Origin of the sequence: Asticcacaulis solisilvae (assembly GCF_052327315.1) — a bacterium.
Taxonomy (GTDB): Bacteria; Pseudomonadota; Alphaproteobacteria; order Caulobacterales; family Caulobacteraceae; genus Asticcacaulis; species Asticcacaulis solisilvae_B.
In genome coordinates this window covers 2,525,474-2,539,913 of sequence record NZ_CP166196.1, presented here as the reverse complement: position 1 = coordinate 2,539,913, position 14,440 = coordinate 2,525,474, and the positions used below count along the sequence as shown (strand labels likewise).

The following is a 14,440-nucleotide window of genomic DNA, read 5'->3' as shown; positions in this document are numbered from 1 at the left end:
GGCTACAAGCGCCTTCCCTCAGAGCACGGACAGGTGGCCGAGTGGTTTAAGGCAGCGGTCTTGGCGAGACCCGAAAGGGCGAGCGACGCCGAAGGCGCCCGAAGGGCAAGCCGCGTAAAGCGCGGCGCGTCAAAGCCGCCGTAGACCTCCGTCGAAATTTTCTTCCTTCCCGCTTGGCACGGCGATAGCATCGGGCTACAAGCGCCTTCCCTCAGAGCACGGACAGGTGGCCGAGTGGTTTAAGGCAGCGGTCTTGGCGAGACCCGAAAGGGCGAGCGACGCCGAAGGCGCCCGAAGGGCAAGCCGCGTAAAGCGCGGCGCGTCAAAACCGCCGTAGACCTCCGTCGAAATTTTCTTCCTTCCCGCTTGGCACGGCGATAGCATCGGGCTACAAGCGCCTTCCCTCAGAGCACGGACAGGTGGCCGAGTGGTTTAAGGCAGCGGTCTTGAAAACCGCCGTAGGTGGAAGCCTACCGTGGGTTCGAATCCCACCTTGTCCGCCATCACTTCAAATTGAATCGTTAGACGAAGCCCGGTTCCTTGCGGAGCCTCCTCGCCGCGATTACGCTCGTGTCCGGCCGATAGGCGGAGGTGGGGAATGTGGGGCGTTCGGAAGGGGTGCGGTTGGCTTATCAGCGCCGGGGTGCTTTGCGGTATTGTGGCAACGGCGGTTTTCGCCAAGGAGCCGGATTTTCCGCCCAACGGCACGCCCTATGCTCAGGCAAAGGCCAGTTTGCTTCGCCAGGGGTTGAAGCTGGCGCCGGACAAACCAGTGCACCCCGATCCGCACAATCGCGAACTGGATTGCGACCCGCCAGGATCGACAGACTGTCAGGCGCTGTTTTTACACAAAGAAGAAGATGGTTGGCGTTTCTATGTCCTGGTGCCGGTGGACGTGCGCAGCGGAAAGGTCAACGATATTCATTTTGCGTGGCGAGGGGAGGGCCACGAGGCGATTCCTCCTCCGGAGCCGCCGGACGTGCCAAAGCTTCGAGGGTCATATGGCGCGGCTCGCCAAAAATTGCGGAAGCTGGGATACATGCCCATTCGGGCGGTGGGAAGCCCTGGGCGTACTTGCGCGAATGAGGAATGCAACCGCACGCTTGTAATTCGCGAAGGCATATGTGCATCGGACATCGCAGTCTGCGAAATGTTCTGGCGGGCTCCTGATGGGCGAATTCTGGAAGTGATGACGTCGGGCGAAATTCGCGGCGGCGACATCGATTATGTGACCTGGTCGACCTGGAGCAAGCAACGCTGGACCACCGAATAGCGTCGCCCATCACGCTTTCTTGTCCCTTAACCATGTGTTTGTGGTCTGCCGCCATACTGACGGCTTCGCTGTCTCGTGATAAAAATCCCATAAACAGGGGTAAGTAAAGGCGATGAAGTCGCGCGTATTCCGCACTTTAAATGCTGCAGCCTTGGGCATTGTTTTGCCTGTGGTTTTGAGCGCTTGCGGCTCGGTTCAGCCGCGCTATTCGTCGCAGGACATGACGCGGGCGCCGTCGAGCCCGCGCGTCGCGTCCGACAGCCATTATCGTTCGAGCACGCTCCGGCCCTACGACGTTCACGGCCAGACCTATTACCCGGCCATTCCCGATGCGGGCTGGTCGCAGACGGGGCTGGCCTCGTGGTACGCCTATGAATCGCCCAACCGCACCACGGCCAATGGCGAGCCCTTCGACACCGACCAGCTGACCGCCGCGCACAAGACCCTGCCTTTGCCGTGCATCGTCGAGGTCGAGAACCTCGATAACGGCAAGACCGCGCGCATCCGCGTCAACGACCGCGGGCCATTCGTCGACGGCCGCATCATCGACCTGTCGCGCGCCTCGGCCCAGGCGCTGGGCGTCTACAATGCCGGCACCGCCCGCGTGCGCGTAACCTTCCTGGGGCCAGCCGAAGCCGTCGACCCGGGCGTTCAATATGCCCGCCGCGACGACCCGCCGCCCACACCCGCCCAGCCGTCCGACGACGCCTTGAGCTATATCGTGCAGATCGGGGCCTTTTCGCAGTCCGATAATGCCCAGGCGGCGCGCGACCGGGTGGACGGCGCCAAGATACGCCAGCGCAACGGCCTGTACCTCGTCTATCTCGGCCCTTATGAGGGGGCCGGAGCGGCTGAAAGCCACCGCCAGGACGCCATCACCGCCGGCTTCCGCGATGCGATCCTGAAGCGCGAAAATTAGGCCTTGAGCGCAAGCCTTTGCCCGTCTATCTCGGACGGGTGAGCACGTCATTCCATCATTCCCGCGGCCGCTTTATCGCCTTCGAAGGCGGTGAAGGCGCCGGCAAGTCGACTCAGGTGCGGACGATCGTCTCGCGCCTGCGCGACCGTGGCCTCGAAGTCGTCCAGACGCGCGAGCCTGGCGGGTCGCCGGGCGCCGAGGCGCTGCGCAACCTGCTGGTGACCGGTGACGCCGGGCGCTGGTCGCCCATGTCGGAACTGCTGATGATGTACGCGGCGCGTAGCGACCATCTTGAAAAAATTATCCGTCCCGCGCTGGACCGTGGCGCCTGGGTGGTCTGCGACCGCTTCGCCGACTCGTCGCGCGCCTATCAGGGCGCCGGCGGCGGCGTCGGACCGTATTTCATCGAGGCGGTCGACGCGGCCGTCGTCGCCGATACCCAGCCCGATTTGGTCGTCGTCATGGACATGCCGGTCGAAGCGGGCCTGAAGCGCGCCGCCTCGCGCGGGGACACCGAAAACCGTTTTGAATCCAAGGGTGCGGCCTTTCATGAGCGCCTGCGCGACGGCTTTCTGAGGCGCGCCGCCGCCGTGCCCGGGCGCTATCGTGTCATCGATGCCGACCGGACGATAGAAGCCATCGCTGCCGACATCTGGACGGCCCTGGCCGAGGCGTTCCCGGAGCTCAGCCATGGCGGATGAAGGCCTTGTCCATCCCCGCGACAGCTTTGCCTTCGAGCATGGCGAAGAGATGGACCGCGCCTTCATTACGGCCTATGACCGCAACCGCCTGCACCACGCCTGGCTGCTGACGGGGCCTCAGGGGCTGGGCAAGGCCAGCTTCGCCTTTCGCTGTGCGCGCTTCCTGCTGGGGCATCAGCGCGACAGCCAGTACGGCGCGCTCGGCATGTCGCCCGACGACGCCGATGTGCGCCTGATCTCGGCACAATCGCATCCGGACCTTTTGGTGCTGGAACGCGAAATGGGCGACACCAAGCTGAAGAAGAACATCGCTGTCGACGCCGTGCGCGATATCGGCGAGTTCTTTTCCAAGGCGCCGTCGCGCTCGCCCTACCGCGTCTGCATCATCGACAGTGTCGACGACCTGAACATCAACTCGGCCAACGCCTTGCTGAAGGTCCTGGAGGAGCCGCCGCACAAGGGCATCCTGTTCCTGATCTCGCACAATCCCGGCCGGCTGCTGGCGACGATCCGTTCGCGCTGCCGCAGGCTGAACTTCCCGCCGTGGACCGACGCGGAGGTGCGCGAATTCGTCACAAGCCGGCTCGATGTCGACGAAGAGCCATTGAGCCGTCTGGTGCGCCTGGCCCATGGGGCGCCGGGCAAGGCGCTGGCGCTGGCGGACGAAGGCGCGCTGGAGCTAGATGCCTTTGCCGGCCAGCTCCTTTCGGTCGAAAAGCCGCCGCGTTCGCAACTCCAGGCCATGGCCACGCAGTTCAAATCGTCCTCGGCCAAGAATGACGGGGCGCGCAAGTTCGCGACCTTCGTGGCCTGCCTCAGCGACCGCGTCCACGAACGGTCCTTAAGCGCGGAAACGCCGCAAATCGGTCAATCGCTTGCGTTACTGTGGTCGCGCCTAAGTCAGAGTGTGAGCGAGGTCGAGGCTGTCAATCTTGATCGCGGAGACTATTTCTGGTCGATCTTCAATGACTTAAATCAATTAAAATAAAGCAGAACGTTATTTCCGATGGTTGATTGCGCTTATATTGATTCCCACGTCAACCTGCATGCGCCGCAGTTCGACGAAGACCGTGACGCGGTCATTGTCCGCGCACGTGAAGCTGGCGTCGGCCTGATGATCAATATCTGCGATCGCGTCTCGAACTTCGATGCCGTCTACGCCATCGCCGACCAGAACCCCGACATCTGGGCGACGGTGGGCACGCACCCGCACGAGGCCAAGGAAAACCCGGATTTGACTGTCCGGGACCTGCTGGCCCTGGCCGAACGCAAGCGGGTGGTGGGTATCGGCGAATGCGGGCTCGATTTTCATTACGACTGGAGCCCGCGCGACGTGCAGGCGCAAGTTTTCCGCACCCACGTCGCCGCGGCGCGCGAAAGCGGCCTGCCGCTGGTCGTCCATACGCGCGAAGCCGACGACGTCATGGCCGACATCCTGAAGGACGAGATGGGGAAGGGGGCTTTCCGCTTCCTCCTGCACTGCTATACCAGCGGCCCCGAACTGGCCAAGGTCGGGGCCGAACTGGGGGCGTACTTCTCGGTGTCGGGCATTGCCACCTTCAAGGCGGCCGAGGATGTGCGCGGCCTGATCCGCGACATGCCGGCCGACCGCATCATCATAGAGACCGATTGCCCGTACCTGGCGCCGATCCCGATGCGCGGGCGGCGCAACGAACCCGCCTTCGTGCCGCATGTTTATGGGAAATTGGCTGAGATCCGCGGTTGGGACCTCGATGAGACGCGCGCACGGACGCACGACGCCTTCTTCGCGCTGTTCGACCGTATTCCGCGCGCCGGGAGTTTGGCCGCATGACGAAAACGCTGCGTATCGTGCTTCTGGGAACAGGCTGTTCGACCGGCGTGCCGCGTGTCGATGGTTATTGGGGGGCGTGCGATCCTGAAAACCCGAAAAACCGGCGCCGGCGTTGCTGCGCCTGGGTGTCGGCCTGGCATAACGACACCCCTGAGCAGCAGACCAGCCTGATCATCGACACGTCGCCCGACCTGCACCAGCAGGTGATTGCGGCTGGCATTCCGCACGTCGATGCGGTTCTATGGACGCACGATCACGCCGATCAGACGCACGGCATCGACGATCTGCGCGCCTTTATCTTCCACCGCGAAGCGCCGATCGACGCCTGGATGGATGAGCCGACGCACAGGACGCTGATCGACCGTTTCGGCTATGTTTTCCGGGGCAATCTCGGCTATCCGCCGGTTTACAAGGATCACCTGATCCCGCCGCACGGCGAGGCCTGGATGATAACCGGGGAGGGGGGAGGGGTCGCCGTTTCGACCTTCGACCAGGTGCACGGCCCGATCCATAGCGTCGGCTATCGTATCGGCGACATCGCCTATTCGAGTGATGTGTCGGATATTCCGGAGGACAGTTTCGCGGCGCTTGAGGGGCTGAAGCTCTGGGTGGTCGATTGCCTGCGCTATAAGCCGCATCCGACGCATTCGCACCTGGAAAAGACGCTATCGTGGATCGAACGCATCCGTCCCGAACGCGCGATCCTGACCAATCTGCACCAGGATATGGATTACGAGACGCTGAAGTCGCAATTGCCGGCTAATGTCGAGCCTGCTTATGACCTGATGTCGGTTGAAGTGCCACTTTAGAGAACGAAACGCACCCAAAGGTTAACAGGGCGGATTCGTTAACGGCGCCAATGTGTTAACGCGCAAAAGTTAACGGGGCTGGTGATGAAATCTCAGCCAGCCCCCTATTCGTTAACGGCGCAGCATTTTGACCTGGGCTCAATCCGTATCGACTGCCATGCCGTTATAGGCTAAGGCCGGCTGACCCGTGCGGTCGTGACCGGCGAACACCATTTTGTCGAGGCCATACGCGGCGACCACGGCAACGATCAGGCTCAGGATCGCGGCAATCACGACCAGCATGTTGATGTGCTTGCGATGATCTTCGGGCGTCATGACGGCGCCGTCGCCGAGGATCGTGGCGTGCAGCGTCAGGCTGCCGAAATTGTCGGTATAGGGTTTGAACTGCGCGGGCGTGGCCATGGAGAGCGTCCTTGACGAAATTACGCTGCGGAAAATTCCGCCTGAGACAAACGCTAATCCAAACGCCGATAAGAGATATGTGCGGCAAAAATCCTGGCGCGCTAAAGAAGCCATAAGCGGCGTCTGGTGTCGCAAATCGGCCACGGATACGGTTCGGCGCCGGATATGCGCCAGAATGGGCATTTTATTTCCCATAATGTTTATTATGCGATAAACCTATGGGGCCTGAAATCAGCCCTTTTGCGCCTCTCGTGTATCCCTGGCCAACAGATCGCAGAACGCCGCGGCGGTGCGCGTGCGATGGCGTTCCTTGTGGCGCAGCAGATAGAAATGACGCTGCGGCAGATCGTAGTTCAGCCGGACCACTGCCCTCAGGCTCAGCAGCGGCTCGGCCGCGATCGCAGACACCACGGTCACCGCATTGCCGTGGCGCACGGCGCTCAGCACCGCCTCGTTCGACGGCAAGGTCAGCGCCACGGTCAATGCGTCCGGCGCCAGGCCCGTTGCCTTGAGCGCCGCTTCGAATTCCGATCGCGTGCCCGATCCCCGTTCGCGCAAAATCCACGACAGTCCCGCCAGATCCGCATTCGTTAACGCGCGCCCATCGGCCAGATCGTGCGATGGCGCGGCCACGATCACCAGCGTGTCGCGCGCTACGGACGTCATCTCAAGCGCGCCATGGTCGATGCGGCCCTCGACCAGCCCCAGGTCCGCCCGGCCATCGAGCACGGCGTCGGCCACGGCCTGCGTATTGGCTGTGACCATTTCCAGGTCGACACCCGGATATGCCGCGCGGAACTGCGCCAGATATGGCGGCAGCCAGTAGCTGGCGACGGTCTGGCTGGCATGGATATCGAGAGAACCTCGGCGCAAGTGACCGATATCGTTGAGCATTCCCGCCGCGGCATGGGCCCGCGCCACCACCGCTTTCGCTTCCGGCAGGAACAGCCGTCCCGCCTGGGTCAGTTCGATCCGCCGGCCGACACGATGAAACAGCTCGACGCCGTAAAACCCTTCCAGGCCGCGGATCGACGAGCTGACCGCCGACGGCGTCAGGCGCACGGCTTCAGCAGCCTGCGTCAGGTGCTCGCGCTCGGCCACGGCGATGAAAATCTGAAGCTGCTCAAACGTCATATGTTCGATTTTCTCGAATAAAACATATGATATTATGTGATATTATTTCACAAAATCAAGGCGCATACGGAGATCAGCTCTACAAGGATATCCGTTATGCCGCTGCTTCATCGTCTCAAGGACTATTGGCCCGGATTGGGCTTGAGCAGCGCCGTCGCCCTTGCCGCCTATGGCATCGACCTGATGCAACGCATCAGCTTCGGCCATGCCTATGTTGATGCCATCGTCCTGTCGATCGTGCTGGGCAGCGCGTGGTCGCTGTTTCGGCCGCTGAAATCCAACTGCCTTCCGGGTATTTCGCTTTCCACCAAGGCGCTGCTCGAGCTCGCGGTCGTTTGCCTTGGCGCCGGTCTCAGCCTCCAGGCATTGAAGGTCCTGAGCCCGTGGTTGCTGGTGGGCATTGCCGGCATCGTTGCCGCAAGCATCGCCCTGTCCTACCTGATCGGCCGCTTGCTCAAGCTCAGCAACCACCGCGCCCTGCTGGTGGCCTGCGGCAATTCGATCTGCGGCAATTCGGCGATCAGCGCGGTCGCGCCCGTCATCGGCGCCAAGGCCGGCGATGTCTCGGCCTCGATCGCCTTCACCGCCCTGCTCGGTATCGCCGAAGTCCTGGCCCTGCCCCTGCTCGGCCATGCCCTCAACCTGACGCCCCAGGCCTACGGCATCCTGTCGGGTCTGACCGTCTATGCCGTGCCGCAGGTTCTGGCGGCGACCCTGCCCTATTCGGCGCAAAGCGTCCACATCGGCACCCTGGTCAAGCTTGTGCGTATCCTGATGCTCGGGCCGGTGACGGCGGCGGTGGCGCCGCTGTTCGGGGAAAGGCACGCCGAACGTGGCGCTCTCCCGGCCTTTCCGTGGTTTATCGCGGGCTTCGCCGTCATGGTCGGATTGCGTTCGCTGGGCCTGATCGCGCCGGCTGCCGGCCAGGTCCTGGGCGGCCTTGCCCATGCCCTGACGCTGGTCGCCATGGCCGGGTTAGGTCTCAGTGTCGATCTGCAGGACCTCGGCCGCCGTGGTGGCCGGACCCTGGCTGCGGGCGCCTTGTCGCTTATGGTCTTGGCGGGTCTGAGCCTTCTCCTGGTGAGCCTGCTTGCGCGGTGACGAATCCGCTGGACAAGTCCGGGTTAAATTGTCAGACATATTTGCAAAGCCCGGGTAACGGACACGCCACACGTGGAGGATTCTATGTCTATTCGCCGTCTTCTGACGCTCGCCCCCCTATGCCTTGCTGCCCTTTCCGCGCCCGCCCTGGCGCAGACCGCGCCGGTTCCGACCATCACCATCAAGACGGACACGGTCGCCGCCAAGGTCAGTCCGACCCTCTATGGCCTGATGACCGAAGAGATCAACTTCTCCTACGAAGGCGGGCTTTACGGCGAACTGATCCGCAACCGCAGCTTCAAGGCCGATGCCAAGGCGCCCGCCTGGTGGTCGCCGGTCGGCGCCGCCAAGCTGACGCTCGATCCCGCAACGCCGCTCAACGACGCGCTGAACACCAGCCTGAAGCTCGACGCGACGACGGCTTCGGCCTCCGCGCCGGCGGGTATCGCCAATCCAGGCTACTGGGGTATCAATGTCACGCCCAACACGACCTATCGCGCCTCCTTCTACGCCAAGGGGCTCAAAGGTCCGCTGACGCTTGCCCTGCAGAGCGCGGATGGCGCCACGACGCTGGCGCAAGCCACCGTGAAGGCGGCCGGCGGCCAGTGGAAACAGTACGAGGCGACGCTGACCACCGGCGCGATCAAGCCGTCCAAGGACAATCGCTTCGTTATCACCACGACGCAGCCCGGCACGGTGTGGCTGCAGCAGGTGTCGCTTTTCCCGCCGACCTATAAGGGCCACGCCAACGGCAACCGTTCGGATATCATGCAGTTGATGGCCGATATGAAGCCGAGCTTCCTGCGCATGCCGGGCGGCAACTATCTCGAAGGCGACACCATCCCGGAGCGTTTCGACTGGAAAAAGACGCTCGGCGACACCGCCAAACGCCCGGGCCATATGTCGCCGTGGAAGTACTGGTCGACCGACGGCTTCGGCCTGATCGAATATCTGCAATGGTGCGAGGACCTGAAGATGGAGCCGGTCCTGGCCATCTATGCCGGCTATTCTCTGCACCAGGACCGCGTCGCCGCCGGCGAGCCGATGAAGCCCTACGTCCAGGATGCGCTCGACGAAATCGAATACGTGACCGGCGACGCCAAAACGACCGAATGGGGCAGGAAGCGCGCGCAGGACGGCCACCCCGCCCCCTTCCCGCTGCGCTATGTCGAGATCGGCAACGAGGACTGGTTCGACAAGGAAAGCACCTACGACGCGCGTTTCACGCAGTTTTACGACGCCATCAAGGCCAAATACCCGCAGCTCCAGCTGATTTCGACGATCTCGCCCGAGCAGCCGGCCGAGAAGCACGTCCACAGCCGCACGCCCGACGTCGTCGACCAGCACCTCTATCCGCGCTCCGAAGGCGAAATGGAGGCGCGCGCCCACGAATTCGACGCTCTGCCCCGTACTGGGCCGAAGATTTTCGTCGGCGAATGGGCAACGCGCATAGGCAGCCCGACGACAAACATGGCTGCGGCCCTGGCCGACGCCGCCTACATGACCGGCATGGAACGCAACGCCGACATCGTCGTCATGCAGTCCTATGCGCCCCTGTTCACCAATGTCAGCAATCCGAAGGGCGGCCGGGATCCGAACACCTCGATGCAATGGCCGTCAGACCTGATCGGCTATGACGCGCAGTCGAGCTACGGCTCGCCGTCCTACTACGCGCAAGCCATGTTCAGCGCGCATCACGGCGATGAAATCCTGGCAGCCGAGGACAAGGACATCCCGACATGGACCTGGCAGCCCGAGGCGCGTACGCGCAACGGCGTTACGGAACCGGCCAAGCCGGCGCAGCAGGTGCCGTCGCTGTTCTACGACGTGACGCGGGACAGCGTATCGAAGACGCTGATCGTCAAGGTCGTGAACCGCAACGCGACGCCGCAGCCGGTGCACATCGTGCTGCAGGGCGCGGCTACGGTCGCCGCCACCGGCAAGGCGGTGGTGCTGAAGGCCAGCAGCGCGGACGACACCAACTCGATTGCCGATCCGCGCAAGGTTGTACCGGTCGAGGAAGCGGTGTCGGGCCTGAGCAACGACTTCACCCATGACTTCCCGCCGCTGTCGATCACAGTTCTGGAAATTCCCTTGAAATAGAGCCTGCTATTTCAAATTTCTCATAGAATTTGGCCCGGATGCGTGTATCGCGTCCGGGCCGAATTTCGTTGCGATGTGAACTATTTTCGCGGATGGGCTTGAATTCCCGATAACCCGGTGATATCTGCCGCCCCATGACAAAGACAGCTTGTGAATCGTATTATTACACCTCATAGCGTCTCTCGTTGAACGAGAGGCGAAGCCTCTCACGCGTTCGTTTCGGACCCTGGCAGGCTTCTCCTCCCAGGGTTTTTTCATGCGCGGTCGTCAGGCTGCGCCCGCACAAAAGGGTTGAACCATGCTGACCAGCACGACGGTCACCGGCGTCTCGGAAACCGCACGCGCAGAGGCACTGCGCGCGGCCGACGCCGCATGGGCAATCGCAACCTAGGCTCCGTTTCCCTGCCCCGGAGCCGCTGACGGACTCCGGGTTTGATCCTTATCAACCCGCCGGGTCCGCCCGGCGGGTTTTTCGTTTTCGGGCCGCCCGCAAGGCCGGCCCTCCCCCAATTTGGCGCGCCAAATACCAATGGCCGCTGGGTCCGGACTGATCACCCGGGTTTGGCGGTGTTCAAACAAAGGATGTAAGTGTGAAGACATGAGCAAGATCCATGTCAATGTCGGTACCATCGGCCACGTCGACCACGGCAAGACCACCCTGACGGCTGCGGTCACGCAGGTGCAGGCGGCGCGCCTGGGCGGCAAGGGCCTCCTGTTCGATGAAATCGACCGCGCGCCGGAAGAAAAGGCCCGCGGCATCACCATCAACACGGCCCACGTCGAGTACGAGTCCGAGATGCGCCATTACGCGCATATCGACTGCCCGGGTCACGCCGACTACGTCAAGAACATGATCACCGGCGCCTCGCAGATGGATGGCGCGATCCTGCTGGTCGATGCCACCAAGGGCGCCGCCAGGCAGACGATCGAGCACATCCTGCTGGCCAGGCAGGTCGGGGTTCGCCACATGATCGTGTTCGTCAACAAGCTGGACGCCCTGGCCGAAGACGAGCGCGAAGACATGATGGCGCTGATCCAGCTGGAGACCGCGGCGCTTCTGGACACGCAGGGGTATGAGAATACGCCCTTCGTCTTCGGCAGCGCGCTCAAGGCGCTCGAAGCCGTGGCGCGTGGCGATCTCAACGATCCCGACGTCCAGGGCATCGTCGACCTGGTGGCGGCGCTCGACAGCGCGATCCCCGATCCGGTGCGGGACTTCGACAGCCCGTTCCTGATGCCGATCGAAGGCGTGCACACGATCGAAGGCCGCGGCACCGTGGTCTCCGGCCGTGTCGAACGCGGCGTGATCCGCGTCGGCGACAAGGTCGAGATCGTCGGTCTCGACAACGACGGCAAGGAAGTCGTGGTCACCGGCACCCAGGCCTTCCGGAAGGACATTCCGGAGGCCCGGGCCGGGATGAATGTCGGTCTGTTGCTGCGCGGTCTCAAGCGTGACGGCGTCGAACGCGGGCAGGTCCTGTCCGCGCCGGGCGCCATCAAGGCCCATACCCGTGGCAAGGCGCAGATCTTCGTCCTGACGAAGGAAGAAGGCGGCCGCCACACGGCGTTCGGCGGTGGTTACCAGCCGCAGTTCTTCTTCGGCGTCACCGACGTCACCGGCGTGATCCATGTCGCCGACGACGGTGCCGTGTCGCCCGGCGACCAAGCGGAGATCAGCTTCGACCTGCGCAAGCCGGTCGGCATCGAAAAGGGCATGCGGTTCGCCATTCGCGAAGGCGGCAAGACCGTCGGCGCGGGCCTGGTGACCGAAGTCCTGGCCTGAAAAGCCAAAACGCCCGGCGCCGGGTTTATCCCGGCGCCGGGCGTTTTTTTATATATGACCGTATCTTATCGCCGGATCATAAGGTCCGGCCGCAGGAAATCTCAGCCTATGCTGCGGCAGAAGCCCGGCCTTGACGCAGCCAGTCGCGCGCGTCTTCCATGGTCATGAACGCGCCCATGATCCGTCCTGGAAACAGGGCGTCCATCACGGTCAGGCGGGCGCCGACCAGCGGGTCGGACGAAATGGCGGCCGAGCGCCGGCCGATATCCAGCCCCTTGGCGAGGCCCTTCCAATGGGCCGCCATGGCTTCGTAATCCGCTACGCCGACTATGCCTTCGTGGCGACGCAGGTCGATGATCATGTCCCACGTCCAGGGTTGGTCCAATGTCTCGAGGTGAGCCTGCAATTCCGGAACGATGCGGTCGCCGCCGATGTCGCCGATATAGCGGGCGATGGCGATACGTTCATCCGGCAGGACTTGAAAAACAAGACGTGACCGCATGTTCAGGCCGCCCCGATCCGGCGTCCGCCGATAATGAACTGGCTGAACATAGTACTCTCCCGCAACATATAATTGTCCCCAGTCTGCTACGTCCGCCTTTCGATTGTCTTAAGCGACGGACCCGGCAGTATCAGGCCGCGCGGACCTGGTTGAGGAAGGCGTCGACCTGAGCGCGCAGGTGCTCGGCCTGGCCCGCCAGTTCGGCGGATGCCGACAGGACCTGCGAAGCTCCGGCTCCGGTCTCTTCCGCCATGCGGGCGACACCGGTGATGTTCGATGTGACTTCGGTGGTGCCGATCGAGGCCTGGTTGACAGCCTGGACGATTTCGCGCGTGGCGGCGCCCTGCTGTTCGACGGCGGCGGCGATGGTGGCCGAGCTGTCGTTGATGTCCCGGATGGTGCCGGTAATGGCGCGGATGGCGACGACAGCCTGGCGGGTCGTGGTCTGGATGCCTTCGACCTGGGCGTTGATGTCGGCGGTGGCGCGCGAGGTCTGGGTGGCCAGCGCCTTGACCTCGGACGCCACGACGGCGAAGCCCTTGCCCGCTTCGCCGGCGCGGGCCGACTCGATGGTGGCATTGAGCGCCAAAAGGTTGGTCTGCGAGGCTATGCCTGAAATCATCTCGACAATGCCGCTGATGCGGCCCGCGGCTTCACTCAGCTGTTCGACGATCCCGGCGGTGGCGTCGGCTTCGGTCACGGCTTCGCGCGCCTTTTGCAGCGAATGTTCGACCTGGCGCGCGATTTCGTCGACCGAGGCGCCCAGCTCTTCGGCGGCGCCGGCGACCGAGGTGACATTGGTGCCGGCCTGTTCGGCGGCGGCCGAAACCGACGTCGCCTGGGCAGCGGATTCCTGGGCCGAGGCCGTCAGCTGCGAGGCCGTGGCCTGCATTTCGGTGGCGGCCGACGACACCATGCCGACAATGCCGCCGACAGCGCCTTCGAACTGGTCGGCCAGGCTGACCATGGTCTGCTTGCGCTCGGTCTCGGCCATTTCGCGCGCTTCGGCGGCCTCGGCTTCCAGCGCGAGATTGCGGATCATGCCTTCGCGGAAGACATCAACTGCCTTGGCCATGTCCCCGATTTCATTGCGTTCTCCAACATTCGGAATTGAGACCGAGGTATCGCCCTTCGACAGCACGCCCATGACGGCGGCCATGCGCGAGATCGGCATCGAGATGGTGCGGATCATGACGAAGCCGATCAGCACGCAGAACCCGGCCGTGAGGGTCAGGGCGACCATGATCAGAACGCGCGCGCTTTCGCCCAGCTTGATGCCGGCGGCGGCGGCCTTGCGGCCCTCGGTCAACTGGTAGGCGCGATCCTTGACCACGGCCGAGCGCATGGCGTCGACCAGCGGCTGCATGGTGAAGGAAAATTCCTGTGTCGCCTTGGCCGTGTCGCCGCTTTCAACGGCGGTCATGTAGTCGGCCTCGGCGGCCAGGTAGGCGGTCATGGCCTGGCCGATGGCGTCGGACATGACCTGTTCCTCGGGCGTGTTCACCGTCGGTAGATAGGCCTTGTAGGCGGCTTCCATCGCCTGGCGGGTTTTGCGCATCTTGGTCAGCTTGGCGTCCCGGTCGGCGCCCGACAGCAGCAGCACCTGGCCTTGCAGCGACCGGTAGAGCTCGAAGCTCTGCGCCAGGTCTCCGAGCGTGTTCGAAGCCGGCAGCCAGTTTGAGGCGACGTCGTCGGCCGCGGCATTGACCGCCGACAGGCGCTGTTCGGCGAACAGGCCCAGGCCCAGGGTGGCCAACAGAACGATGACGAATGCCGCAATGACGCGCGCGCGAATGGTGAAATGCCTGAACACGGGAACCCTCTACCGAAAGCAAAAACTGATCGTCCTTATCGTTAATCCTGGCTTTCGATTATCTTAAGGCAGACAGTCTTCATGCGG

General features: G+C 63.3%; 13 protein-coding genes and 1 tRNA gene. 10 read left to right on the top strand and 4 right to left on the bottom strand.

All coding sequences use genetic code 11. The annotated features are described in order from the left end of the window. The first annotated feature begins 413 nt into the window (after window positions 1-413). From AB8717_RS12020 to AB8717_RS11990, 7 genes are all read left to right on the top strand, one after another. Window positions 414-503, top strand: a tRNA-Ser gene (locus AB8717_RS12020). A 95-nt stretch (window positions 504-598) separates the two neighbouring features. Next, window positions 599-1,273 (top strand): hypothetical protein, encoded by a 675-nt coding sequence (locus AB8717_RS12015; protein WP_443747572.1) that lies wholly within the window; start codon window positions 599-601, stop codon window positions 1,271-1,273. A 169-nt stretch (window positions 1,274-1,442) separates the two neighbouring features. Then, on the top strand, window positions 1,443-2,192 hold the full coding sequence (locus tag AB8717_RS12010; RefSeq protein WP_443750883.1) for a septal ring lytic transglycosylase RlpA family protein: 750 nt from the start codon (window positions 1,443-1,445) through the stop codon (window positions 2,190-2,192). A gap of 38 nt (window positions 2,193-2,230) precedes the next feature. Next, window positions 2,231-2,893, top strand: a complete 663-nt coding sequence (gene tmk, locus AB8717_RS12005; protein WP_443747571.1) for a dTMP kinase — start codon at window positions 2,231-2,233, stop codon at window positions 2,891-2,893. Further along, window positions 2,883-3,881 (top strand): DNA polymerase III subunit delta', encoded by a 999-nt coding sequence (locus AB8717_RS12000; RefSeq protein ID WP_443747570.1) that lies wholly within the window; start codon window positions 2,883-2,885, stop codon window positions 3,879-3,881. Before tmk ends, AB8717_RS12000 begins: the two co-directional genes overlap by 11 nt. Window positions 3,882-3,899: 18 nt before the next feature. Next, window positions 3,900-4,706, top strand: a complete 807-nt coding sequence (locus AB8717_RS11995) for a TatD family hydrolase (protein ID WP_443747569.1) — start codon at window positions 3,900-3,902, stop codon at window positions 4,704-4,706. After that, on the top strand, window positions 4,703-5,515 hold the full coding sequence (locus AB8717_RS11990) for an MBL fold metallo-hydrolase (RefSeq protein WP_443747568.1): 813 nt from the start codon (window positions 4,703-4,705) through the stop codon (window positions 5,513-5,515). Before AB8717_RS11995 ends, AB8717_RS11990 begins: the two co-directional genes overlap by 4 nt. A 138-nt stretch (window positions 5,516-5,653) precedes the next feature. Here AB8717_RS11990 and AB8717_RS11985 read toward each other — a convergent pair whose 3' ends face one another. Both AB8717_RS11985 and AB8717_RS11980 read right to left on the bottom strand, forming a co-directional pair. Continuing rightward, on the bottom strand, window positions 5,654-5,917 hold the full coding sequence (locus tag AB8717_RS11985; RefSeq protein WP_443747567.1) for a hypothetical protein: 264 nt from the start codon (window positions 5,915-5,917) through the stop codon (window positions 5,654-5,656). Between the two features lie 231 nt (window positions 5,918-6,148). After that, entirely contained in the window at window positions 6,149-7,051 is a 903-nt protein-coding gene (locus AB8717_RS11980) for a LysR family transcriptional regulator (RefSeq protein WP_443747566.1), read from the bottom strand. 96 nt (window positions 7,052-7,147) lie between these two features. Between AB8717_RS11980 and AB8717_RS11975 the strand changes: the two genes are divergently transcribed. The 3 genes from AB8717_RS11975 to tuf all read left to right on the top strand — a co-directional run bounded on the left by AB8717_RS11975 (window position 7,148) and on the right by tuf (window position 12,038). Continuing rightward, the gene (locus tag AB8717_RS11975) at window positions 7,148-8,152 is read left to right on the top strand and encodes a YeiH family protein (RefSeq protein ID WP_443747565.1); all 1,005 of its coding nucleotides are present in this window, start codon (window positions 7,148-7,150) and stop codon (window positions 8,150-8,152) included. Between the two features lie 84 nt (window positions 8,153-8,236). Next, on the top strand, window positions 8,237-10,255 hold the full coding sequence (locus AB8717_RS11970; RefSeq protein WP_443747564.1) for an alpha-L-arabinofuranosidase C-terminal domain-containing protein: 2,019 nt from the start codon (window positions 8,237-8,239) through the stop codon (window positions 10,253-10,255). A 598-nt stretch (window positions 10,256-10,853) separates the two neighbouring features. Continuing rightward, window positions 10,854-12,038: an elongation factor Tu gene (gene tuf / locus AB8717_RS11965; RefSeq protein ID WP_443747563.1), complete on the top strand. Its 1,185-nt coding sequence runs from the start codon at window positions 10,854-10,856 to the stop codon at window positions 12,036-12,038. A gap of 106 nt (window positions 12,039-12,144) precedes the next feature. On the opposite strand, the gene AB8717_RS11960 is transcribed toward tuf, so the two are convergent. Continuing rightward, the gene (locus AB8717_RS11960) at window positions 12,145-12,540 is read right to left on the bottom strand and encodes a hypothetical protein (protein WP_443747562.1); all 396 of its coding nucleotides are present in this window, start codon (window positions 12,538-12,540) and stop codon (window positions 12,145-12,147) included. 130 nt (window positions 12,541-12,670) lie between these two features. Continuing rightward, window positions 12,671-14,353 (bottom strand): methyl-accepting chemotaxis protein, encoded by a 1,683-nt coding sequence (locus AB8717_RS11955; protein ID WP_443747561.1) that lies wholly within the window; start codon window positions 14,351-14,353, stop codon window positions 12,671-12,673. Between the last annotated feature and the right edge of the window lie 87 nt (window positions 14,354-14,440).

What these genes read in the sequence shown, in the direction of transcription:
- AB8717_RS11975 (WP_443747565.1), top strand. Translation starts at nt 7,148, where the DNA reads ATGCCGCTGCTTCATCGTCTCAAGGACTATTGGCCCGGATTGGGCTTG.
- AB8717_RS12000 (WP_443747570.1), top strand. Translation starts at nt 2,883, where the DNA reads ATGGCGGATGAAGGCCTTGTCCATCCCCGCGACAGCTTTGCCTTCGAG.
- AB8717_RS11980 (WP_443747566.1), bottom strand. Translation starts at nt 7,051, where the DNA reads ATGACGTTTGAGCAGCTTCAGATTTTCATCGCCGTGGCCGAGCGCGAG.
- AB8717_RS11995 (WP_443747569.1), top strand. Translation starts at nt 3,900, where the DNA reads ATGGTTGATTGCGCTTATATTGATTCCCACGTCAACCTGCATGCGCCG.
- tuf (WP_443747563.1), top strand. Translation starts at nt 10,854, where the DNA reads ATGAGCAAGATCCATGTCAATGTCGGTACCATCGGCCACGTCGACCAC.
- AB8717_RS11960 (WP_443747562.1), bottom strand. Translation starts at nt 12,540, where the DNA reads ATGCGGTCACGTCTTGTTTTTCAAGTCCTGCCGGATGAACGTATCGCC.
- AB8717_RS12015 (WP_443747572.1), top strand. Translation starts at nt 599, where the DNA reads ATGTGGGGCGTTCGGAAGGGGTGCGGTTGGCTTATCAGCGCCGGGGTG.
- AB8717_RS11985 (WP_443747567.1), bottom strand. Translation starts at nt 5,917, where the DNA reads ATGGCCACGCCCGCGCAGTTCAAACCCTATACCGACAATTTCGGCAGC.
- AB8717_RS11990 (WP_443747568.1), top strand. Translation starts at nt 4,703, where the DNA reads ATGACGAAAACGCTGCGTATCGTGCTTCTGGGAACAGGCTGTTCGACC.
- AB8717_RS11970 (WP_443747564.1), top strand. Translation starts at nt 8,237, where the DNA reads ATGTCTATTCGCCGTCTTCTGACGCTCGCCCCCCTATGCCTTGCTGCC.